This window comes from Ciceribacter sichuanensis (genome assembly GCF_024055605.1).
GTDB classification, from domain to species: Bacteria; Pseudomonadota; Alphaproteobacteria; order Rhizobiales; family Rhizobiaceae; genus Allorhizobium; species Allorhizobium sichuanense.
Window position 1 is genome coordinate 689046 of record NZ_JAMXLX010000001.1, and the last position, 20762, is coordinate 709807.

Annotated in this window: 20 protein-coding genes; 5 read left to right on the forward strand and 15 right to left on the reverse strand. The window is 62.9% G+C overall.

The features are described from left to right. Positions 1 to 6: 6 nt before the first annotated feature. Entirely contained in the window at positions 7 to 912 is a 906-nt protein-coding gene (locus tag NBH21_RS03340) for a LysR family transcriptional regulator (RefSeq protein ID WP_250912521.1), read from the reverse strand. 102 nt (positions 913 to 1014) lie between these two features. Between NBH21_RS03340 and NBH21_RS03345 the strand changes: the two genes are divergently transcribed. Continuing rightward, positions 1015 to 2190: an MFS transporter gene (locus NBH21_RS03345; protein ID WP_250912522.1), complete on the forward strand. Its 1176-nt coding sequence runs from the start codon at positions 1015 to 1017 to the stop codon at positions 2188 to 2190. Between the two features lie 58 nt (positions 2191 to 2248). Next, complete coding sequence (locus NBH21_RS03350; RefSeq protein WP_250912523.1) at positions 2249 to 3283, forward strand: aldo/keto reductase; 1035 nt, start codon at positions 2249 to 2251, stop codon at positions 3281 to 3283. Positions 3284 to 3307: 24 nt separating this feature from the next. Here NBH21_RS03350 and cimA read toward each other — a convergent pair whose 3' ends face one another. From cimA to NBH21_RS03385, 7 genes are all read right to left on the reverse strand, one after another. After that, positions 3308 to 4924, reverse strand: coding sequence for a citramalate synthase (gene cimA / locus NBH21_RS03355; protein WP_250912524.1), 1617 nt, complete (start codon positions 4922 to 4924; stop codon positions 3308 to 3310). Positions 4925 to 5171: 247 nt separating this feature from the next. Next, on the reverse strand, positions 5172 to 6131 hold the full coding sequence (gene pip / locus NBH21_RS03360; RefSeq protein WP_250912525.1) for a prolyl aminopeptidase: 960 nt from the start codon (positions 6129 to 6131) through the stop codon (positions 5172 to 5174). A gap of 3 nt (positions 6132 to 6134) precedes the next feature. Beyond that, a complete protein-coding gene (locus tag NBH21_RS03365) occupies positions 6135 to 6599 on the reverse strand; it encodes a GFA family protein (protein WP_163904498.1) in 465 nt (154 codons plus the stop codon). Between the two features lie 125 nt (positions 6600 to 6724). Next, on the reverse strand, positions 6725 to 7219 hold the full coding sequence (locus NBH21_RS03370) for a GFA family protein (protein ID WP_250912526.1): 495 nt from the start codon (positions 7217 to 7219) through the stop codon (positions 6725 to 6727). A 4-nt stretch (positions 7220 to 7223) separates the two neighbouring features. Further along, positions 7224 to 7607 (reverse strand): VOC family protein, encoded by a 384-nt coding sequence (locus tag NBH21_RS03375; RefSeq protein WP_250912810.1) that lies wholly within the window; start codon positions 7605 to 7607, stop codon positions 7224 to 7226. A gap of 8 nt (positions 7608 to 7615) precedes the next feature. Continuing rightward, entirely contained in the window at positions 7616 to 9037 is a 1422-nt protein-coding gene (cysS, locus tag NBH21_RS03380) for a cysteine--tRNA ligase (RefSeq protein WP_250912527.1), read from the reverse strand. A gap of 214 nt (positions 9038 to 9251) precedes the next feature. Further along, positions 9252 to 9653, reverse strand: a complete 402-nt coding sequence (locus tag NBH21_RS03385; protein ID WP_250912528.1) for a hypothetical protein — start codon at positions 9651 to 9653, stop codon at positions 9252 to 9254. Between the two features lie 306 nt (positions 9654 to 9959). Between NBH21_RS03385 and NBH21_RS03390 the strand changes: the two genes are divergently transcribed. Together NBH21_RS03390 and NBH21_RS03395 are read left to right on the forward strand one after the other, a co-directional pair. Beyond that, on the forward strand, positions 9960 to 11216 hold the full coding sequence (locus NBH21_RS03390) for a GGDEF domain-containing protein (RefSeq protein ID WP_250912529.1): 1257 nt from the start codon (positions 9960 to 9962) through the stop codon (positions 11214 to 11216). Positions 11217 to 11316: 100 nt separating this feature from the next. Next, the gene (locus NBH21_RS03395) at positions 11317 to 12069 is read left to right on the forward strand and encodes a glycoside hydrolase family 25 protein (protein ID WP_250912530.1); all 753 of its coding nucleotides are present in this window, start codon (positions 11317 to 11319) and stop codon (positions 12067 to 12069) included. A gap of 2 nt (positions 12070 to 12071) precedes the next feature. Here NBH21_RS03395 and NBH21_RS03400 read toward each other — a convergent pair whose 3' ends face one another. The 6 genes from NBH21_RS03400 to alr all read right to left on the reverse strand — a co-directional run bounded on the left by NBH21_RS03400 (position 12072) and on the right by alr (position 18755). Next, positions 12072 to 12959, reverse strand: coding sequence for a DMT family transporter (locus tag NBH21_RS03400; RefSeq protein ID WP_250912531.1), 888 nt, complete (start codon positions 12957 to 12959; stop codon positions 12072 to 12074). Between the two features lie 51 nt (positions 12960 to 13010). Then, positions 13011 to 13751: an SDR family NAD(P)-dependent oxidoreductase gene (locus NBH21_RS03405; protein WP_250912532.1), complete on the reverse strand. Its 741-nt coding sequence runs from the start codon at positions 13749 to 13751 to the stop codon at positions 13011 to 13013. Positions 13752 to 13778: 27 nt separating this feature from the next. Further along, entirely contained in the window at positions 13779 to 15269 is a 1491-nt protein-coding gene (gene purF, locus NBH21_RS03410) for an amidophosphoribosyltransferase (protein ID WP_250912533.1), read from the reverse strand. A gap of 125 nt (positions 15270 to 15394) precedes the next feature. Beyond that, the gene (locus tag NBH21_RS03415) at positions 15395 to 15997 is read right to left on the reverse strand and encodes a CvpA family protein (protein ID WP_250912534.1); all 603 of its coding nucleotides are present in this window, start codon (positions 15995 to 15997) and stop codon (positions 15395 to 15397) included. A gap of 89 nt (positions 15998 to 16086) precedes the next feature. Then, entirely contained in the window at positions 16087 to 17493 is a 1407-nt protein-coding gene (radA, locus tag NBH21_RS03420) for a DNA repair protein RadA (RefSeq protein WP_250912535.1), read from the reverse strand. A gap of 98 nt (positions 17494 to 17591) precedes the next feature. Continuing rightward, on the reverse strand, positions 17592 to 18755 hold the full coding sequence (alr, locus tag NBH21_RS03425; protein WP_250912536.1) for an alanine racemase: 1164 nt from the start codon (positions 18753 to 18755) through the stop codon (positions 17592 to 17594). 89 nt (positions 18756 to 18844) lie between these two features. Between alr and NBH21_RS03430 the strand changes: the two genes are divergently transcribed. Then, entirely contained in the window at positions 18845 to 19702 is an 858-nt protein-coding gene (locus tag NBH21_RS03430) for an AraC family transcriptional regulator (protein ID WP_250912537.1), read from the forward strand. A gap of 25 nt (positions 19703 to 19727) precedes the next feature. Here NBH21_RS03430 and ftrA read toward each other — a convergent pair whose 3' ends face one another. Further along, positions 19728 to 20732, reverse strand: a complete 1005-nt coding sequence (ftrA, locus tag NBH21_RS03435) for a transcriptional regulator FtrA (protein ID WP_250912538.1) — start codon at positions 20730 to 20732, stop codon at positions 19728 to 19730. Between the last annotated feature and the right edge of the window lie 30 nt (positions 20733 to 20762).

The window sequence follows — 20762 nt, forward strand, 5'->3', positions numbered from 1 at the left end:
CCGGCTTCAGGACACCCGGCCATGCTCGGAGAGAAAATCCAGCATCACGCGGATTCGTGCCGGCAGATGCCCGCCCTGGCCGACATAGACCGCATGAAAGGCCTCGCTGCGCCGGGTTCGCGGGTCATCGAGCACCTGCACCAGACGTCCGGCGGCGATATCCTCGCGCACGGTGAAGGCAGCAAGCCGCGCGAGTCCGGTGCCGCCGATTGCCAGATGCCGGAGCGCTTCGCCATCGCTGGCGCTGACGCGTCCGGCAACCGGAACGGAGACGATCCCGTCGCCCTGTGGGACATCCCAGTCGGAAAAGGCCCTGACATAGCCGAAGCCCAACCGGCAATGATGCTCCAGATCGTCGGCCGTCACAGGAATTCCGTGGCGTGCCAGATAGTCTGGGGAAGCGACGATCATCAGTTGGGTATCCCCGAGCTTGCGGGCAATCAGGCTGGAACTGGTCATCGGGCCGGCGCGGACAGCGATATCCGCCCGCTCGGCCAGAAGATCGACCACGAGGTCCGTCTGTACGATCTCCACAGAGATACCGGGATAGTCGCAAAGGAAGCGAGACAGAATACGGGAGAGCACGTGGGTGCCATAGGCGGCGCTGGTGTTGATGCGGATCAGCCCGCGCGGATTGTCGAGCGAGGCAGCACTTCGCTCGGCCTCGTCCATATCCGCGAGGATGCGCACGGAACGCTCGTAGAAGGCACGGCCTTCCGGTGTCAGCAGCAGCTTGCGGGTCGAGCGGTTGACAAGGCGCGTGCCCAGCCGGGTTTCCAGTCGGGCAACCAGCTTGCTCACAGCCGATGGCGTCATGCGGCTGACACGGGCGGCAGCGGAAAAGCCGCCACGCTCCACCACCTGCACGAAGACTTCCATCTCTCCGGACCTGTTGATGTCCTGTCTGGCCATATTGTGAATTCATCTCATAGATATTGTTCTTCAAGGCAGACTATTTCACTGAATATCCCTTGTCTATCTGAAGGGCTCGCTGGCATCAGAAAGGATGATCCAATGCCACTTGCCCTTTATGCACTGACAGCCGGAGCCTTCGGCATCGGCGTCACCGAATTCGTCATCATGGGATTGCTGATCGACGTCAGCCGCGATCTCGGCATTTCCATTGCTACTGCCGGCCTGCTGATTTCCGGCTATGCGCTCGGCGTCGTTGTCGGCGCGCCGGTGCTGACGGCCTTTTCCGGTCGGCTGAAGCCCCGCACCACGCTGCTGATGCTCATGGTGATCTTCACCATCGGCAACATAGCCTGTGCGCTCGCCCCCAGCTTCGAGGCGCTGATGGTCGCCCGTCTGGTGACGGCGCTCGCTCACGGCACCTTCTTCGGCGTCGGCTCGGTTGTCGCCACCGGACTGGTTCCGGAGGATCGCCGGGCCTCGGCCATTGCCGTCATGTTCACCGGCCTGACGGTTGCCAATATCGCCGGCGTTCCGTTCGGAACCTGGCTCGGACAGGAATATGGCTGGCGCATGACCTTCTGGGCCGTCGCCGTCGTCGGCGTCATCGCGGTCGCAGTCCTTGCCATCTTCCTGCCGAAGGAAGAAACCTCCGCCAACAAGCCGGAAGAAGCCGGTTCGCTCTCGGTACTCTTCAGCGAACCGGTGGTGACCAGCCTTGCCATGACGGTACTGGGTTTTGCCGCGGTCTTCGCCGTCTTCACCTTCATCGCGCCGATCCTGACCCAGATCAGCGGCTTCAGCGAAGCGGCGGTTTCGCCGATCCTGCTGCTCTTCGGCGGCGGACTGATCGTCGGCAACCTGCTCGGCGGTCGTCTGGCGGATCGCAATCTCGACCGTGCGCTTCTCATGTCGCTTGGCGCCCTCGGTGTCGTCCTGATTGCGATGGAGTTCCTGATGGGCATTCAGCCGGTCGCAGCCGCCATGGTCGGCCTGCTCGGTGCAGCAGGTTTCGCAACGGTCGCCCCACTTCAGCTTCGTATCCTGCAAAAGGCCGAAGGCATGGGGCAGGCGCTCGCCTCCAGCCTCAACATCGCCGCCTTCAACCTCGGCAACGCCATCGGCGCCTGGGTCGGCGGGCTCTCGATCGACAACGGTCCGGGCCTTGCCCATCTGCCGCTCGTCGCCGCCATCTTCCCGGTAGCCGGCCTGTTGCTGGCCGTCATTGCCATGCGCCGCGACGCAAGGCGACCGGCTGCCGAACCGGCTCACGTCTGAAAGGGCGCGTGCCCTCTTTCTTCTCGCTTCCATCGATCCACAAGGAAAGGATAGTCATATGGAATATCGTCGTTTGGGAGCCTCCGGTCTCCGCGTCCCGGTCCTGAGCTTCGGCTGCGGCACCTTCGGCGGCTCCGGCCCGCTGTTCGGCGCCTGGGGCAACTCCGATGCCGCCGAGGCCCGCCGTCTGGTGGATATCTGCCTCGATGCGGGCGTGAACCTCTTCGATACCGCGGACGTCTATTCCGCCGGCGCATCGGAGGAAGTGCTCGGTCAGGCGATCAAGGGCCGGCGCGGCGACGTGCTGATCTCCACCAAAACAGGCTTGCCGATGGGCGACGGTCCCGCCGAATGGGGCACGTCTTCCGCCCGCCTGACGGCCAGCGTCGATGGCGCTCTCCGTAGGCTCGGCACCGATTACATCGACCTGCTGCAGCTTCACGCCTTCGATGCCTCCACGCCGGTCGAAGAAGTGCTGTCGACGCTCGACCGTCTCGTGAATGCCGGCAAGGTCCGCTACGTCGGCGTTTCCAATTTCGCCGGCTGGCAGATCATGAAGTCGCTCGCTGCCGCCGACCGTCACGGCTGGCCACGCTACGTGGCAAACCAGGTCTACTATTCGCTGGTCGGCCGCGACTACGAATGGGACCTGATGCCGCTCGGTCTCGATCAGGGCGTAGGCGCCATGGTCTGGAGCCCCCTCGGCTGGGGCCGTCTCACCGGCAAGATCCGCCGAGGCGTACCCCTCCCGGAAAAGAGCCGTCTGCATGAAACCGCGGCCTTCGGCCCGCCGGTGGATGACGAGCGGCTCTATCGCGTCGTCGATGCTCTTGAGGCAATTGCAGGAGAAACGGGCAAGACGGTGCCGCAGATCGCGCTGAACTGGCTTCTGTCGCGCCCGACCGTCTCATCGGTCATCATCGGCGCGCGAAACGAGGAGCAATTGCGCCAGAACCTCGGCGCGGTCGGCTGGAGCCTGACGGCTGAGCAGATCGCGGTGCTCGATGCGGCAAGCGCCACCGACGCCTCCTATCCGCATTTCCCTTACTACCGGCAGGAGGGCTTTGCCCGCCTCAACCCGCCGGCTGTCTGACACATCTGTTGCGGTCGCCGCCGATCACTCGGCGGCGATCTTGCCTGCAAGCTGCCGGTTCTTCATCAGCTTGTAGACGACCGAATCCATCAGTGCCTGGAACGAGGCGTCGATGATGTTTTCCGAAACACCGACCGTCCACCAGCGCACGCCGGTATTGTCGGTGGATTCGATCAGGACGCGGGTGATGGCTTCCGTGCCGCCGTTGAGGATACGCACCTTGAAGTCGACCAGTTCGAGATCGTCGATCTCGGTCTGATACTTGCCGAGGTCCTTGCGCAGCGCAAGGTCGAGCGCGTTGACCGGACCGTCGCCTTCCGCCACCGACATCACCCTGTTGCCGTCGATGACGAGCTTTACGACCGCTTCGGAAATGGTCTTCAGGTGACCGTTGGCGTCGAAGCGCCGCTCGACCATCACCCGGAAGCCTTCGACAGAAAAGAAACTCGGCACGGTGCCGAGCGTGCGGCGGGCGAGAAGCTCGAAGCTCGCATCGGCACCCTCATAGGCATAGCCGGAGGCTTCTCGTTCCTTGACGATGGAGATGAGCTGGTCGAGCTTCGGATCGTCCTTTTCCACGGCGATGCCGCGGCGCTTCAGCTCGTTGATGAAATTGGCCTTGCCGCCCTGGTCCGACACCATGACCTTGCGGAAATTGCCGACGCTCTGCGGCTCGACATGCTCGTAGGTCTTTGGATCCTTGAGCAGGGCGGAGGCATGGATGCCGGCCTTGGTGGCGAAGGCTGAAGCGCCGACATAGGGCGCCTGATGATCCGGCGATCGGTTCAGCAGTTCGTCGAAGGAATGCGAGAGACGGGTCAGTTCGACCAGCTTTTCGGTATCGATCGCGGTGGTGAACCGCGACGCATAGGTTTCCTTCAGACAGAGCGTCGGGATGATCGTTACCAGATTGGCGTTGCCGCAGCGTTCGCCGATGCCGTTCAGCGTTCCCTGGATCTGCCGCACGCCGGCCTCGACGGCGGCAAGCGAATTGGCGACGGCCTGTCCGGTGTCGTTGTGCGCATGGATGCCGAGCGAGGAGCCGGGCACGCCCGCCGCGATGACGGCGGCGATGATGTCGCGGATCTCGGGTGGCTGCGTACCACCATTGGTGTCGCACAGCACCACCCAGCGGGCACCGGCATCATAGGCGGTGCGGGCGCAGGCGAGCGCATATTGCGGATTGGCCTTGTAGCCGTCGAAGAAGTGTTCGCAATCGACCATCGCCGTCTTGCCGGCCCCGATGGCTGCCTCGACGCTCTCGCGGATCGCATCGAGATTTTCCTCATTGGTGCAGCCGAGCGCCACCTTGACGTGGTAGTCCCAGCTCTTGGCGACGAAACAGATGGCGTCGGCCTTCGCTTGCAGAAGCTGCGAGATGCCCGGATCGTTTGAGACCGAAACACCGGCTCGCTTGGTCATGCCGAAAGCGACGAAGCCGGCTCGCTCCGTGCGCTTCTTCGTGAAGAAGGCGGTATCGGTCGGATTGGCGCCGGGATAGCCGCCCTCGACATAATCGAGCCCGAACGCGTCCAGCATGGCCGCAATCGCAATCTTGTCCTCGACCGAAAAGTCGATGCCCGGCGTCTGCTGGCCATCGCGCAATGTCGTGTCAAAGAGATAGATTTTCTCGCGTGTCATGTGTGTGCCTCCCCGGGCAGTATCGTATGCGTTTGCCGTCGCTCCCCCCTCTGACCTGCCGGCCATATCCCCCTCAAGGGGGGAGATCGGCAAGACGCACCCGCTTCCCGAAACAACAGCCGTATCGGGTGCTGGTCTGGCTGTCTCGGCCTCGCGGTAGAGGCCGTTCCTTGCCGCTATTCGATCTCCTCCCTTGAGGGGGAGATGCCCGGCAGGGCAGAGGGGGGTGGCCAAGGCCACTATCGGTTCAATTCTTCCCGGCAAACCTGTCGGTCGCGCGGATGAGCTGGTCGAGAATGCCGGGCTCCAGAAAGGCGTGGCCGGCGCCTTCGATCAGATGGAAGTCCGCCTTCGGCCACGCCTTGTGAAGCTGCCAGGCATATTTGGCCGGGCAGGGCATGTCGTAACGTCCATGGACGATGACGCCGGGAATATCCTGAAGCTTGTGCGCATCGCGCAGCAATTGGCCTTCCTCCATCCAGCCGGCATGGACGAAGAAGTGGTTCTCGATGCGCGCAAACGCGATCGCATAGTCGTCCTCGCCGAAATGGGCGGCATATTCGGGGTTCGGCAGGAGCGTAATGGTCGCGCCCTCCCATGTGCTCCAGGCGATCGCACATTCGAGCTGCTTCTTGCGGTCGCCGCCGGTGAGGTATTTGCGGTAGGCGCCCATCATGTCGTGACGCTCGGCTTCCGGGATCGGCGCCTGGAACATCTCCCACCGGTCCGGAAACATTTCCGATACGCCGAACTGGTAGTACCAGAGGAGTTCGGGCCTCGTCAGCGTGTAGATGCCGCGCAATACCAGTTCGGAGACCCGGTCCGGATGGGTTTCCGCATAGGCAAGCCCCAGCGTCGAGCCCCAGGAGCCACCGAACACCAGCCACTTGTCGACGCCGACCATCTCGCGCAGGCGCTCGATATCGGCCACCAGATGCCATGTGGTGTTGGCCTCCAGCGAAGCATGCGGGGTGGACTTTCCGCAGCCGCGCTGGTCGAACAGCAGCAGGTCGTAGACTGCCGGATCGAACAGGCGGCGCTGGGTTGGGCTCGATCCTCCCCCCGGGCCGCCATGCAGGAAGACGGCGGGCTTGCCGCCCTTGGTTCCGACGCGCTCCCAATAGAGGGTGTGGCCGTCGCCGACGTCGAGAAAGCCGGTCTCGTAGGGTTCGATTTCGGGGTAGAAGCCGCGCAATTGGCTGGTCATCGATCAATCCTCTTCCGGCGGCCAGACCGCCGTATCATGGTCGGGATGCTGGTTTGAAACCACGGATGCGAAGAAGGCCTCCATCTCAGGCGTTTTCACGGCGGGCTTTTCGAAAAGGTGATCGATCCACGGCAGGCGCTTGTCATGGTTGACCTGCACCTGCGGTTCCAGCAGTTCCGGATGGTCGAAAGCGCCGATGGCAAGCTCGATACCTTCTCCGGCATGGTAGGAAAGCGGCGTTCCGCATTTCTGGCAGAAGCCGCGCTTCACCTTGGCCGATGAGCGGAACAGGGTGGGCTGGCCGCGTGTCCATGTCAGATGCGCATGGTCGGCGGTCACCAGAGCGCCGAAAAAGCCGCCGAATGCCTTCTGGCACATGCGGCAATGGCAGATCGACGGTCGTCCCAGCTTTTCAGCCCGAAACCGCACCGCGCCGCACTGGCATCCACCGGTAAATACGCCTTCCATGTTCTTCTCCTAGCGCAAGGCCACATAGGCGACGACGCCGATGGTGATGACGGCAACGAGGACGCCCTTGCCGATGAGGCCGTAGAGCAGCCATTTCGGCATTTTCGTATTGGGGTTATTCCCGGTCATCGTGTCTCCTCCTGCGGCCAGCCGCCATCGGTGTCATGGTCCGGATGCTGATAGGACACGACATCCAGCACGAAGGGCGCTGATTCCGCATCCTCTTCCGTGCGATGTCCCGGCAGTTCGTGCAGGTGGTCGACGAAGCCGATCTTGCCTTCCGTCCCGAACTGAACCGTGGGCGGCAGAAGCGACGGATCGTCGAAGGCGCCGGCGGCGATCGCGATGCCGTCGGGAGCCTCGTAGGTCAGTGGCGTGCCGCAATTCTCGCAGAAGCCGCGCAGCGCGAAATTCGAGGAGCGGAACCTCTTCGGCTCGCCTCGGGTCCATTCGAGCTTCGCCCCACGGGTGGAGACGAGCGGCGCGTAATAGGCGCCGAAGGCCTTCTGGCACATCCGGCAATGGCAGATGGAGGAATCGGTGAGCGCCCCCGTGACGCGGAAGCGCACCGCGCCGCACTGACAGCCGCCGCTATAGGTCGGTTCTAATGCGGCGCTCATGGCTCTACTCCGGCTTCTGGCAGACGGCTTCGAGATTGTGCCCTTCCGGGTCGATCACGAAGGCGGCGTAATAATTGGGGTGGTAATGCTCGCGGATACCCGGCTTGCCGTTGTCCCGCCCACCGGCAGCCATCGCAGCCGCGTAGAAGGCATCGACCTCGGCGCGGCTTTCGGCTCTCAGCGCCATGTGCAGGGGAGGTACGGTCTTCTCGGTGCCGACCAGCCATAGGAACGGCTTGTGGCCGCCGAAACCTGCCATGTCGGCATCGCCCGTCATTTCCTTGGTCACCTGCATGACGACGGAAATGCCGAGCGGCGCACAGGCCTTTTCATAGAAGGCCCGCATGGCCGGAAGATTTGCCACATGCAGCGACATGTGGTCCATCATGCGTTCGCTCACCGCTTGACCTCCCATGTGGTGACCCGCTCGCCGGTCTCCTTGTCCTTGCCGTCCTTGAGCTGGATACCCTGGGCGGCGAGGTCGTCGCGGATCTTGTCGGCTTCCGCGAAGTTCTTCGCCTTCAGCATTTCGAGCCGCATTTGGACGAGGGCCTCGACCGCAGCCGAGAGATCGTCGCTCACTTCGGCCTTCTTCGGCGTCACGCCGAGAAGTGCTGCGCTTGCCGCGAAAACGCCGAGCTTGGAGGTATCCGCATTGGCGACCTGCGCAAGCGCATGCAGCGCCTGCACGGCCGAAACGGTATTGAGGTCGTCGCCGAGCGCTTCGATGATGCTCGCATCCGGCGTGGCATCGTCCGCATCCGCGACGGGCCACTTCGCCAGCAGACGTTCGGCCTCCTCCAGCCGCTTGACGGAGAAGTCGATCGGTTCGCGGTAATGGGTCATCAGCATGGCGAGTCTCAGCACTTCGCCCGGCCACTGGCGGCCGCCGAACTTCTCGGTTGCCAGCAGTTCGTGGATGGTGACGAAATTGCCTTCCGACTTCGACATCTTGCGGCCTTCCACCTGCACGAAGCCGTTATGCATCCAGACATTCGCCATGACATGGGTGCCATGGGCGCAACGCGACTGGGCGATCTCGTTTTCATGATGGGGGAAGATCAGGTCCAGCCCGCCGCCGTGAATGTCGAACACGTCGCCGAGATAACGGCCGGACATGGCCGAGCATTCGATATGCCAGCCGGGACGGCCATAGATCGCAACCTTGCCGCCGTCGATGGTGAAATCGGCCGGCCAGCCTGGCTCGGTCGCAGCCGACGCCTTCCAGAGAACGAAGTCGGCCGGGTTCTTCTTGTGGACCTCGACGGCGACGCGCGCGCCCGCCTGCTGATCCTCGAGCTTGCGCTTGGAAAGCTGGCCGTAATCCGCCATCGACGTGGTGGAGAATAGCACTTCCTGCCCCTCGGACCCGGTCGCCACATAGGCGTGTCCCTTGTCGAGGAGCTTCTGGATGATCTCGATCATCTGCGCGATATTGTCGGTCGCGCGCGGTTCCACATCCGGCGACAGGCAGCCGAGGGCCGCCACATCGGCGTGAAACTGGTCCTCGGTCTTTTCCGTGACCGCGCGGATCGCCTCGTTCAGCGGCAGGTTCGGATAGTCACGCAGCGCACGCGCGTTGATCTTGTCGTCGACGTCCGTGATGTTGCGCACATAGGTGACGTGATCCTTGCCGTAGATGTGGCGCAGCAGCCGGTAGAGTACGTCGAAGACGATGACCGGGCGGGCATTGCCGATATGGGCATAGTCATAGACGGTGGGGCCGCAGACATACATGCGGACATTGTTCCGATCGATCGGTTCGAAATCGATCTTCTCGCGTGTCAGCGTGTTGTAAAGCTTGAGGCCTGCGGCCATGTCTGTCTCCCGGAATGCAATTGCCCGGCTGGACCGGGGCGTTTGTCATCTGGGACTTGATCAGGAGACGAAAACGGCCGGGCCAGCGCTTGCGCTAGCGAATAATAGTCCCGCAAATAATGCAGATGGTCGTTTTCATGCGCGGTGTTATGGCGCGGGTCGGACGCAAGGTCAAGTGCTCGTGATCGCCGCTCGCAAGCGTCCCTGATGCCTGTCAGGGATAGACGTAGGTGTAGAGCGCACACATGTCTTCGTCGCTTTCCGGAGCGTCCTGCGTTTCGAACACGGCGATCATCGTGACGTCGTCGTCGAGCCACGAGGCGAGGTAGGTGACGGGGCTTTCTCCGCACAGCCGGTTGCCGTTGAGAAGCTTCGGATTTGCGGTTCCCTTGACGCTGTAGACCGAGGCCGGAACCTTCTTGCCGCCGACGATGAAATTGTCGGCGATCAGGTCCTCGAACACCAGCTTCTTGCCGTTTTCGAAGACGATTTCGTGGTCATCGAAGCTGATGTCGCCGGTGATCGATGTCGCGGTCGTGCTCAGTGCCAACAGATCGTCGGCAAGCGTTGGGCTCGCGGCAAGCAACAGGGCGGCGGCATAGGCAAGGGCTTTCATTCGAGATCTCTTCCCGGTTCAACAGTGACGCGCGACGCTAGCCAGATGTTCGGGTGAAGGAAAGGCAGGGACCGTTGCCGAAGAGGGGAAATCCGGCGGAAAGCCGGACCAATTTTGGCATCAAGGCATGGAGGCAGGAGGACTGCGGCACGGATTCCCAACTCTGGAAGGGGAGGTTCCCGGCCGCCCGGCGATGGCGAGGGCGCGAGAGGTTTCGTCCGCGGTGCCGTCGGCGTAAGGGTTTCTCAATGAGCCGTCTTGTAGGATGACGCCACAAGGTCTCTTTGAGCGGACACTTATTTCAGCATGAACCATTTCCTGCATCTTCCGACCATCATGGTAATCCATGGGTGTTCGACGTTGATCTCGGCATTGCTGGTCGGAAACCTTTGGCGTCAGCGCTGGAGCAGCGTGCTGCTCGGCATCCTGACCTTCGCCGCCGCTATCGGTTTTCTCGGGACGGTCGCACATGCCATGCGTCCAATCGTGCCGTTCTGGATGTCCGCCGGGTTCGCGCCGGGCGCCGGCGCACTGGCACTGGGCCTGTTCTGGCAGGCGATCGCGGTGTTCGAAGGAAAGCGCCCCAACTACGTCCGGGCCGCGGCCGGGACGGTGATCTGGGTCGTGCTGTATCTGACGCCGATCTTCCATGCCTCGATGACATTCCGCACGGCGTCCGCCGCTCTCATTCTGGGCACCTATTCGGTGCTCGGCGGGCGCGAGATCTGGCTTGGCATGCAACGCGAACCGCTACCGTCCCGCAAGCTGGCCGCCTGGGTGCATTGCACCCGCGGCGGCGTTTGGTACTCGATGCTCGTAGGCTCGTTGTTGCTCGAGCCGCCCTACAAGGCGCCGGGCCAATATGCCGACTGGTTCGTGTTGGCATCCCTGCTGCAGACCCTGCTTGTCATGCTGTCGATCATTACCCTGCTGATCCTCGCGCTGGAGCGCGACGAGGGTGCAAGCCGCCGTGTCGCGGAACGCGATCCGCTCACCAATCTGCGCAATCGCCGTTCCTTCGTCGAACATGCCGAGACATTGCTGAAGCTTGAGAGCAATTCTTCGGCGCTGCTGCTCTTCGACATTGATCATTTCAAGCAGATCAACGACACCCACGGCCATGCCGCCGGCGACAAGGTGCTGATGGAATTTGCCGCCACGCTGGAAGGGCGGATGCAAGCCGATTGGCTTCTGGCCCGCATCGGCGGCGAGGAGTTTGCCTGCCTCATCCCGAACGTCGGGACCAGCGATGCGGCCGACATCGCCGAGGCCATGCGCCGGGCCGTCGAATGCCTGCACACGACGATCGACGGAAGGTTCGTTCCAGTTGCCGTCAGCATCGGGGTGGCCGCGACCGACGAGGTGGCATCGAGTCTCGATCCCTTGCTCGCGGCAGCCGACCTCGCGCTCTATCAGGCGAAAGCCGATGGCCGAAACGCCGTGCGTATCCATCGGCCGGGCCAGTACTTGCGTGATCTGCTCACGCAGGACCAGGCGACACCCGTTGCCGCGAATGAGGCGGCCCCCTCCGGGCGCTCGTCGCGGGCCAAGAGACGTAGCTGAACACGGCATGTGGTTTCCCCCGGTGGCGGATGTCTTCTACGCGTGGCGGTCCGGCGCTAGGATCCGGGCCGGTCACGGGAAAGCCAGGAGGAGCGCGGCTATGCGCGGTGCGGTCAAGGCGACCATCGTCGGTTCGGTGACATTGGCCGCTGCATGCGCGGCTTTTATTCTCTATAAAACGGAAATGGCTCCCTTCCGTTCTCCATCGCTTGAAGATTTCCCGGTCCAGGGCATCGACGTCAGCCATCATCAGGGCGAGATCGACTGGCGGAAGGTCGCGGCCCTTCCCAATGTCCGCTTTGCCATCATCAAGGCGACCGAGGGCGGCGATTTCAGGGATCGCAGGTTTGCGGAAAACTGGAGGCAGGCGAAGGATGCCGGTCTTGTGCGCGGCGCTTACCACTTCTTCACCTTCTGCCGACCGGGGCGAGATCAGGCCCGGAACGTCATCGCCACGGTTCCAAGGGAGGAGGGGACGCTGCCGATCGCGGTCGACATCGAGTTTCATGGAAATTGCGACAAGGTGCCGACGGTCGACGAGCTGGCGGGTGAACTGAACGCCTTCATGGATGGGATCAGGGGTACGTTCCCGCAAAAGCCGATCTTCTATGTGACGCAGGACTTCCGCGACCGCTATCTGAAGGGCAACGAGCCGCTTTTTCCGGAGCATTATCTCTGGCTCCGAAGCATTTCCCGGGAGCCGGAGCAGGAAGGTTGCAAAGAATGGTCCATCTGGCAGTTCGCCGATAACGGCATCCTCGACGGCATAGAGGGGCCGGTGGACTTGAACGTCCTATGCCCCTCGGAAGCGGGATTTTCCCATCTCTTTGCGCCTGTCGCCGAGAACAACTGAGATCAGTTCGCCACCTGCGCCTTGGGTTTCAGCGGCAGCAGGCCAAGCACCAGCGAACAGCCGGCGATGATGACCGCTGCGCCGACAAGCTGCATCGCCGTCAGCTGTTCGCCAAGCACCAGTGCCCCGATCACGACGGCAACGACAGTTACCGCAAATTCGACGCTGATCGTGCGGGTGGCGCCGATGCGGCTGACGAGGCCAAAATAGGCGACATAGGTGAGCGAACTCATGACCCCGGCGAGTACGACGAGATAGAGGTAATCGATTGCGGCGGGCGAGGTGGGAACCGGGACGAAATAGACCAGTGGCAAGGTCAGCAGCCCGCCCCATAGGAAGGAGCCTACGGTGACCTCCCATGCGCCGGTGTTGCGCAGGTAACGGCTGGCATAATTGCTGCCGAACGCGGCCGAGAAGGTGGAAAACAGCATTCCTAGGCAGCCGAGCAGGAAGGAGGCATCGATCGGAACCGCGGGGAAACCCACGAGCATAACGATGCCGACCGTGCCGAGCAGCAGGCCCACGACGCGCGGCGGCGTGATGCGCTCTATGCCCCATAGCTGCCCGATAATCATCGAAAACAGGGGAATGGCGGCAACGAAGATCGCGGCCATGGCGGTGCCGATCAACGGCGTGGAATAGGAAAGGCCAATGAGCTGCCCCGCAACCGTGGTCGCGCCAACGATCAAAAGCGGCAGCCAGCCGACGCTGAAATCCAGTTTGCGCCGGGTAAGCTTGGCCGCGGCCAGTAGGATGAGGCCTGCAAGGAAGCAGCGGAACGTGACCGCGCCGATCCAGCCGAAGGCATGAACGACTTTCAGCAGCAACAGGAATGACATACCCCAGGCAATCGCGAGGAAACTATAGGCTGCGATGTCTCTGGGTTGCATGGGAAACTCTGCAAGGCGGTTGGGACGGCCGTCGGATCGCCCTCGATGGGCTCACTCCGGCAGGCGGTAGTCGACGATCCTGTTCTCGCGGACGACGAAAAGCTTGCCCGTTTCCGTCTGATCCGGTCCGCAAAGCGGCAGAAGCTTTGCGGCGACCTCGGAGGGGTGCGGCAGGGTTTCCGGATCCTCGCCCGGCACCGCCTGGGCGCGCATTGCAGTGCGGGTTGCGCCGGGGTCGATCGAGAGGATGCGTAGCGGCAACCGCTGCGTCTCGGCTGCCCAGGTGCGGGCAAGCGCTTCGACGGCAGCCTTCGATACCGAATAGGCGCCCCAGAACGGGCGGCACTTGTGGGCCGCGCCGGAAGACAGGATCAGCGCGCGGCCGGCATCGGACTTGCTGATCAGCGGAGCGACCGACCGGATTAGCCGCCATGTCGCAGTAACGTTGATGTTCATCACCTTTTCGAACACCTTGGCCTCGATGTGATCGACTGGCGAGATGACGCCGAGCACGCCGGCATTGGCGACGAGAATGTCGAGCTTGCCCCAACGTTCATGGATCGAACCACCGAGCGCATCGATTGCGTTCATGTCAGCGAGATCGAATGGCACGAGCGTAGCCGAGCCGCCGGCCTTCTTGATTGCGTCGTCGAGTTCTTCAAGCCCGCCGACAGTGCGCGCGCAGGCGATGACATGAGCACCGGCCTTCGCCAGTTCGAGCGCGGTAAAGTAGCCGATGCCCCGCGAAGCGCCGGTGACGAGCGCGATGCGGCCCTTCAGGTCAACTGTCATGATATGCCTGTCTCTTGTCTCTGGCGTTCAGCCGTTGCTGGCGAGCATCGAGAGCTTGTTGCCCATCGCTTCGCCGTTCTTGTCGAGAAGACGGGTCGGATAGTCGCCGGTGAAATAGTGATCGGTGAACTGCGGCCGGGCCGCATTGCGATCCTCGCCGCCGACGGCGCGGTAGAGGCCGTTGATCGACAGGAAGGCGAGCGAATCGACGCCGATATACTTCGCCATGGCTGCGACGTCCGCATACTGGTTGGCGAGCAGCTTGTCCGCATCCGGCGTGTCGATGCCGTAGAAGTCTGGATAGAAGATCATCGGCGAGGCGACGCGCAGATGCACTTCCTTCGCGCCGGCTTCGCGGATCATCTGCACGATTTTGAGCGAGGTCGTGCCGCGCACGATGCTGTCGTCCACCAGCACTACGCGCTTGCCTTCGATCATCGCACGGTTGGCCGAATGCTTCAGCTTTACACCGAAGGCGCGGATCTGCTGGGTCGGCTCGATGAAGGTGCGGCCCACATAGTGGTTGCGGATGATGCCGTATTCGAAAGGAATGCCGCTCTGCTGGGCGTAGCCGAGTGCCGCCGGCGTGCCGCCATCGGGAACCGGCACGACGACATCACCCTCAACCGGGGCTTCCTTGGCGAGGTTGCTGCCCATGTTCTTGCGCGTCGTATAGACGTTACGACCGCCAACGATCGAGTCCGGCCGGGCGAAGTAGACATATTCGAACAGGCAGAGCCGCTCCGGCTGGGTTTTGCTTGGCTTGCGGGCATCGACGGTGATCGAGCCGTCCGGCTGTATCTCGCAGATGATGACTTCGCCGTTCTCGACGTCACGGATGAACTTGGCGCCGATGATGTCGAGCGCACAGGTTTCCGAGCAGAAGATCGGCTTGCCGTCGAGTTCGCCCATGACGAGCGGACGGATGCCGATCGGATCGCGGGCGGCGATGAGCTTGGTGCGCGTCATCGCCAGCATGGAATAGCCGCCCTCCATCTGCCGGATGGCGTCGATGAAGCGGTCCGATGTGGAGGAGTGGCGTGAGCGGGCGATCAGGTGAAGCACGACTTCCGTGTCGGAGGTCGACTGACAGATGGCGCCGGTGGCGATGATCTGGCGGCGCAGCGTCAGGCCGTTTGTGAAGTTGCCGTTATGGGCGATGGCGATGCCGCCTTCTTCCAGCTCGGCGAACAGCGGCTGCACGTTGCGCATGGCGACTTCGCCGGTGGTGGAGTAGCGCGTATGGCCGATCGACATGCTGCCGGGCAGGCGAGCGAGCGTTGCCGGATTGGTGTAGTGGTCACCGACGAGGCCCATATGGCGTTCCTGATGGAACCGCTTGCCGTCGAAGGAAACGATACCGGCTGCTTCCTGCCCGCGATGCTGCAGGGCATGCAGGCCGAGCGCCGTGAGGGTCGCGGCGTCGGGATGGCCCAAAATGCCGAACACCCCGCACTCTTCATGCAGGGTGTCGTCATCGAGACCGAATGCGAAATCGGAATGGGTGGACTGGATCATCGAAGCTCGCCTTTGCTCGCACGGGACAGCTGCAATCTGGAATGCGTTACCACGGCGGCACCGGTCTGTCCCGATCCGGCTGCCTCCGTCATGCGAATTCTTGCGCGGCCGATGGCCGCGCCGTGTCAGTTGCTGGTGGCGGGTGCCGGTGCGTCTTCGGCGGGTGCCTGTTCGCCCGGAGCCTGCTCTGCCGACGGTTCGCCTGCCGACTCTTCCTTGCCGAGGATGCGCGCGCGGATCTGCGGCTCGATATCCTCCGGCAATACTGCCTCAAGTTTTCCGACGAGACCATCCAGGAACGGCTTCGTCTTGGCATTGTTGACCCAGTCGGGCCGGTGCTTCACATCGACCAGCCAGTTCCAGAAGGCGACCGCGACGACAAGCAACAGAATACCGCGTGCGGCGCCGAAGAGAAAGCCGAGCGTTCGGTCGAGTGCGCCGATACGGCTATCGATGATGAAGTCGGCAATCCGGGTCGTGATGAACGAAATAACGATCAGCGCGATGAGGAAGATTGCGCCTGCGGAACCGGCGATCGCGATGCGATCGTCGCTCGTGTAGTTTTTAACGTAGGGCACCAGGATCGGATAGAGATAGTAGGCGGCGGCTACCGCGCCTGCCCAGCTCGCGATCGAGAGCACTTCGCGTGAAAAGCCGCGTACCATGGCGAGTACGGCGGAAAACAGAACGACGCCGATGACAATACCGTCGAAAATCGTAATGGGCATTAATACCAACTCCAAGAGTTGCAGGCAGGGCCTGCATCAAGTCACCGTCATCACCGTCTTCGGCACGCAAGGCATATTGCCCCATTCCGTCAGTCGCCGTCCTGCTGCTCCTGGCGGGCCTTCAGCCGGGAACCGGCGATCCGCGCCACAAGATCCGGCAGGCTTTCCACCTCTTTCCACTTTCCCGCCCCGCCTTTCGGCAGTTCGGACGAGGCCGTGGGCAGAACCGCAGACGAGAAGCCGAGCTTCTCCGCTTCCTTCAGCCGCTGAGCCGTATGCGCAACCGGCCTGACGGCACCCGACAGGCTGACTTCGCCGAAATAGACGCAATCGGCCGGAAGGGCAAGACCGGCCAGCGAGGAAACCAGCGCCGAGGCGATCGCCATATCCGCAGCAGGCTCTGAGATGCGGTATCCGCCGGCAACATTCAAGTACACGTCGTGCTGACCGAGCCTCACGCCGCAATGGGCTTCCAGCACGGCGAGGATCATGGCGAGCCGCGAACTGTCCCAGCCGACCACCGCGCGGCGCGGCGTGCCGAGCGTCGTCGGAGCGACCAGTGCCTGCACCTCGACCAGAACGGGGCGGGTGCCCTCCATGCCGGCGAAAACTGCCGCACCCGGGGCTTTCTCGTTGCGCTCGCCGAGGAAGAGTTCGGAAGGGTTGGCGACTTCACGCAGCCCCTTGTCGGACATCTCGAACACGCCGATTTCATCGGTCGGTCCGAAGCGGTTCTTCACCGTGCGCAGGATGCGGTAGTGGTGGCCGCGGTCGCCCTCGAAATAGAGAACTGCGTCGACCATGTGCTCGACGACGCGCGGGCCGGCGATCTGTCCGTCCTTGGTGACGTGGCCGACCAGCACCATGGTTGCGCCCGTCTGCTTGGCGAAGCGGATCATCGCCTGCACGCCGGTGCGGACCTGCGTGACAGTGCCGGGAGCCGATTCGGCCGTGTCGCTCCACAGGGTCTGGATGGAATCGATGATGACGAGATCCGGGCGCTTACCCTCTGATATCGTTGCGAGAATGTCCTCTACATTGGTCTCCGCAGCAAGCAGCACATCCGTCTGCGCTGCGTCGAGACGTTGCGCACGAAGCCTGACCTGCGCGACCGCTTCTTCACCCGAAACATAGATGACGCGATGGCCCTTGCGCGAGAGCGCGGCGGCCGCCTGCATGAGAAGCGTCGACTTGCCGATGCCGGGATCGCCGCCGATCAGCACGGCCGAACCGCGCACGAAACCGCCGCCGGTGGCGCGGTCGAGTTCGCTCATGCCGGTGGGAATGCGGGGCGCTTCCTCGATCTCGCCGGAAAGAGAAGTGAGCGTCACCGGGCGGCCCTTCTTCGGCGCCTTGCCGGGCCCCGAGCCGATGCCGCCCATCGGATCTTCCTCGACGATGGTGTTCCACTCGCCGCAGCCGTCGCACTTGCCGGCCCAGCGGCTATGAACGGTTCCGCAATTCTGGCAGATGAATTGAGTCTTGGCCTTCGCCATCAGGAGGCTTCCCGCGTTTCGTTCAGGGAGAACAAAGAGTGAATATTCGTTTTCCAGTTAGGACAAACGACGGAAAGATACAAGTCACCCGGTAGTGATCACTCCGTTTCGTTATAATGACGCTCGTAACGCAGCCCGACAGAGGTCAAAAGTTCGTAACCGATCGTTCCGGCGGCGCGCGCCACGTCGTCGAGCGGCATGCTGGGGCCGAAGAGCTCGATATAATCGCCGGCGGCAATCGCGTTGGCGGGAACGTCGGTCACGTCGAAGATCGTGAGATCCATGGTCACGCGTCCCGCGACCGGCACATTGTGGCCGGCGATAAAGCCGTAGGCGCCGGCAAGACCGGTCTGGCGCAGGCCGACGCCGCTGCCGGAAGCAGAGCGCTGATAGCCGTCCGCATAGCCGGCGGAAGCGATGGCAAGGCGGCTGTCGCGGGCAAGTTTCAGGCTCGCGCCATAGCTCACGCTCTCGCCCGCCTTCGCCTCGCGGATCTGCAGGATGCGGGCTTCCGCCTTGATCGTCGGGCGCATCGGATTGGCCACGCCGCTGACAGCTTCGCCGCCATATATGGCGATGCCGGGGCGGGTGAGGTCGAAGTGATATTCCGGGCCGAGGAAGATTCCAGCAGAAGCTGAAAGGCTTGAATCGATGCCTTCGAAAGCTGCGCTAACCTGCCGGAATGATTCAAGCTGTTGGCGGTTCATCGGAGAGGAGGGATCGTCCGCGCAGGCGAGGTGGCTCAGCACAAGCACCGGCGAGAAACTCGCCGGCCGGGATACGTCGTCGGCGAGCGCCAACGCTTCCTCGATGGACAGGCCGAGACGGTTGAAGCCCGTGTCGACATGCAGCGCGCAGGGGTGGTCGCCATGTTCCGCCACGGCGGACATCCAGAAAGCGAGCTGTTCTTCCGAGGCGAGAACCGGCACGAGATCGTAATCGAAGAAGAAGTGTTCGGCGCCCGGCCAGATGCCGGACAGCACGAAGATCCGCGCTTCCGGCGCATAGGCCCGGAGCGTGGCACCCTCCGCCGGTACGGCCACGAAGAAATCGCGGGCGCCGGCGTGATAGAGAGTGCGGCCGACATCCTCGATGCCGAGTCCGTAGGCGTCCGCCTTGACCACGGCGGCGGCGCGCGCTTTGCCGGATCGCTTCGCCATGTCGCGCCAGTTGTTGGCAACGGCAGTGAGGTCGATGGTCAGACGCGTGGGGGCGGCGAGAAATTCGTCGGAGGCTTCGGAAAGGTCAAAGGGGTCGGTCATTTTTGAAAAATGCATGTCTGTTGAGGGAGTGGCGGGACCCTATCACTTTTCTTCAAGACTGGAACGGCCGAAGGCGCTAATATTTGGCGATGCACAATATCTCTCAGGCACAAGCCGTCAACGACATGCCGCTGACGAAGATCGAGGCGACGCGCTTCTGGCGCGACGAGCGATTTGGCGACATGGAATGCCTGACCGCCACGTTCCAGACCCACGAATACGCGCCGCATTCCCACGAGACCTTTTCGATCGGCGCCATCGAGGCCGGAAGCCAGATCGCGCGGATCCGCGGCAGCCGAGAGGAAACGGGTCCCGGCCATCTTTATCTCATCAACCCGGAAGTCGTGCACGACGGCGTGCCGGGAGACAGCGGCTATCGCTACAGGATGATCTATCCGGGCGAGGCGCTGTTTCGCGAGGTGTTGGAAGACGTGACGGGCAGGGCCTGCCACACCACTCCGGCTTTCTCTCGGGAATTGCCGTTTGACGGAGAACTGGCGCAGGCCTTCAACGACGCCCACCGGCAGCTTGAGGAAAAATCCGGCGCGCTGGAGGCAGAGGAGGGGATGTTCCGAATGCTGGCCACGATCTTCGCCCGTTACGGCAGCCACAGCATTACCCCGATCGACACGCGCGAGCGGACCGCGATATCGCGCGCCCGCGATTATCTCACCGAGAATTTCGCTTCCGATATCGGGCTGGAAGAGGTGGCCGAGGTTGCCGGGCTATCGAGGGCGCATCTGATCCGGGCTTTCCGCAAGGAATTTCACATCACACCCCATGCTTTCCTGACGGATGTCCGTGTCCGTCAGGCGCGCATGCTGCTCAGGCTCGGCCGTCCCATCGCCGAGGTCGCCTTCGATTGCGGCTTTGCCGATCAGGCCCACTTCAGCCGGCATTTCAAATCCCGCATCGGCGTCACTCCCGGCCAGTTCCGCGTCGCCTGACGCGCCGAAAGTGCTTCGCGAGCGGTCAGGCGGCTTCCGGCTGACTGTTTTCCTCGATGAAGCGGGTGCGGTATTCGGTCGGGCTGAGGCCGAGCTTTCGCCTGAAGTGGTGGCGGAGCGTATGGGCCGAGCCGAAGCCGACGGCGCTGGCGATCTCCTCCATGCGCGCCGCCCCCTGGCAGAGAAGCTGCCTTGCGGCGGCGACCCGTTCGGCGATGATCCAGTCGCCGGGTGTCGCGCCGGTCGCCTCGGTGAAGCGGCGAAGAAATGTCCGGCTGCTCATGCGGCACTCTTTCGCCATGTCCCCGATCGTCCATTCGCGGACGAGCGACGCCCTGATCGTGTCGAGCAGGGGGGCGATTTCGCTGCCTTCGCGCCGGGCGACCGGTCGTTCGAGAAACTGCGCCTGCCCACCCGTCCGATGAGCCGGCATGACGAGCCGGCGCGCAACTGAATTGGCCGCGGCGGCCCCGAAATCGCGCCTGACGATCTCGATCAGCAGATCGATGCCGGCAGCGCTCCCCGCCGCGGTGAAGATGCCGCCATGGGACCGGTAGAGCGAAGCTTCATCGACAGTCAGTGAGGGATATCGGTTTCGCAGCGTATCCGCATAGCGCCAGTGGGTTGTTGCCACGCCGTTGTCCAGCAAGCCCGTTGCGGCGAGAACGAAGGCGCCGGAGCAGAGTGAAACGAGACGCGCGCCGCGCGCATGGGCGGCGCGAAGCCGTTCGCACAGCCCGTCCGAAACGGCGCTGCCGATACTCCGCCAGCCCGGCACGACAATGACATCGGCTTCTTCCAGCAGTTCCGGTCCCGCATCCGCCGTTACCACCAACCCGCCATGGGCGCGCATCGGGCCTTCATCGACGGCGCAACTGGAAAAACGGTACCAGCCCGGTCCCATCTCCGGGCGACTGAGGCCGAAGATCTCCGTCACGATACCGAATTCGAAAGTGCACAACCCGTCATAGACGAGGGCAACGACGAGAGGGCCGCTAAGGGGAGTATTTGTGTTCGTAGGGCTTGTCATGATCTTTACGCTTATTGTCAATCTTGCCAG

Coding starts and splice junctions, on each gene's coding strand:
- pip (WP_250912525.1), bottom strand. CDS start 6,131: ATGACCAGCCAATTGCGCGGCTTCTACCCCGAAATCGAACCCTACGAG.
- NBH21_RS03405 (WP_250912532.1), bottom strand. CDS start 13,751: ATGACAGTTGACCTGAAGGGCCGCATCGCGCTCGTCACCGGCGCTTCG.
- NBH21_RS03375 (WP_250912810.1), bottom strand. CDS start 7,607: ATGATGGACCACATGTCGCTGCATGTGGCAAATCTTCCGGCCATGCGG.
- NBH21_RS03370 (WP_250912526.1), bottom strand. CDS start 7,219: ATGAGCGCCGCATTAGAACCGACCTATAGCGGCGGCTGTCAGTGCGGC.
- NBH21_RS03400 (WP_250912531.1), bottom strand. CDS start 12,959: ATGCAACCCAGAGACATCGCAGCCTATAGTTTCCTCGCGATTGCCTGG.
- NBH21_RS03385 (WP_250912528.1), bottom strand. CDS start 9,653: ATGAAAGCCCTTGCCTATGCCGCCGCCCTGTTGCTTGCCGCGAGCCCA.
- cimA (WP_250912524.1), bottom strand. CDS start 4,924: ATGACACGCGAGAAAATCTATCTCTTTGACACGACATTGCGCGATGGC.
- NBH21_RS03415 (WP_250912534.1), bottom strand. CDS start 15,997: ATGCCCATTACGATTTTCGACGGTATTGTCATCGGCGTCGTTCTGTTT.
- NBH21_RS03340 (WP_250912521.1), bottom strand. CDS start 912: ATGGCCAGACAGGACATCAACAGGTCCGGAGAGATGGAAGTCTTCGTG.
- radA (WP_250912535.1), bottom strand. CDS start 17,493: ATGGCGAAGGCCAAGACTCAATTCATCTGCCAGAATTGCGGAACCGTT.
- NBH21_RS03395 (WP_250912530.1), top strand. CDS start 11,317: ATGCGCGGTGCGGTCAAGGCGACCATCGTCGGTTCGGTGACATTGGCC.
- alr (WP_250912536.1), bottom strand. CDS start 18,755: ATGACCGACCCCTTTGACCTTTCCGAAGCCTCCGACGAATTTCTCGCC.
- NBH21_RS03390 (WP_250912529.1), top strand. CDS start 9,960: ATGAACCATTTCCTGCATCTTCCGACCATCATGGTAATCCATGGGTGT.
- NBH21_RS03365 (WP_163904498.1), bottom strand. CDS start 6,599: ATGGAAGGCGTATTTACCGGTGGATGCCAGTGCGGCGCGGTGCGGTTT.
- purF (WP_250912533.1), bottom strand. CDS start 15,269: ATGATCCAGTCCACCCATTCCGATTTCGCATTCGGTCTCGATGACGAC.
- NBH21_RS03345 (WP_250912522.1), top strand. CDS start 1,015: ATGCCACTTGCCCTTTATGCACTGACAGCCGGAGCCTTCGGCATCGGC.
- ftrA (WP_250912538.1), bottom strand. CDS start 20,732: ATGACAAGCCCTACGAACACAAATACTCCCCTTAGCGGCCCTCTCGTC.
- NBH21_RS03350 (WP_250912523.1), top strand. CDS start 2,249: ATGGAATATCGTCGTTTGGGAGCCTCCGGTCTCCGCGTCCCGGTCCTG.
- NBH21_RS03430 (WP_250912537.1), top strand. CDS start 18,845: ATGCACAATATCTCTCAGGCACAAGCCGTCAACGACATGCCGCTGACG.
- cysS (WP_250912527.1), bottom strand. CDS start 9,037: ATGGCCGCAGGCCTCAAGCTTTACAACACGCTGACACGCGAGAAGATC.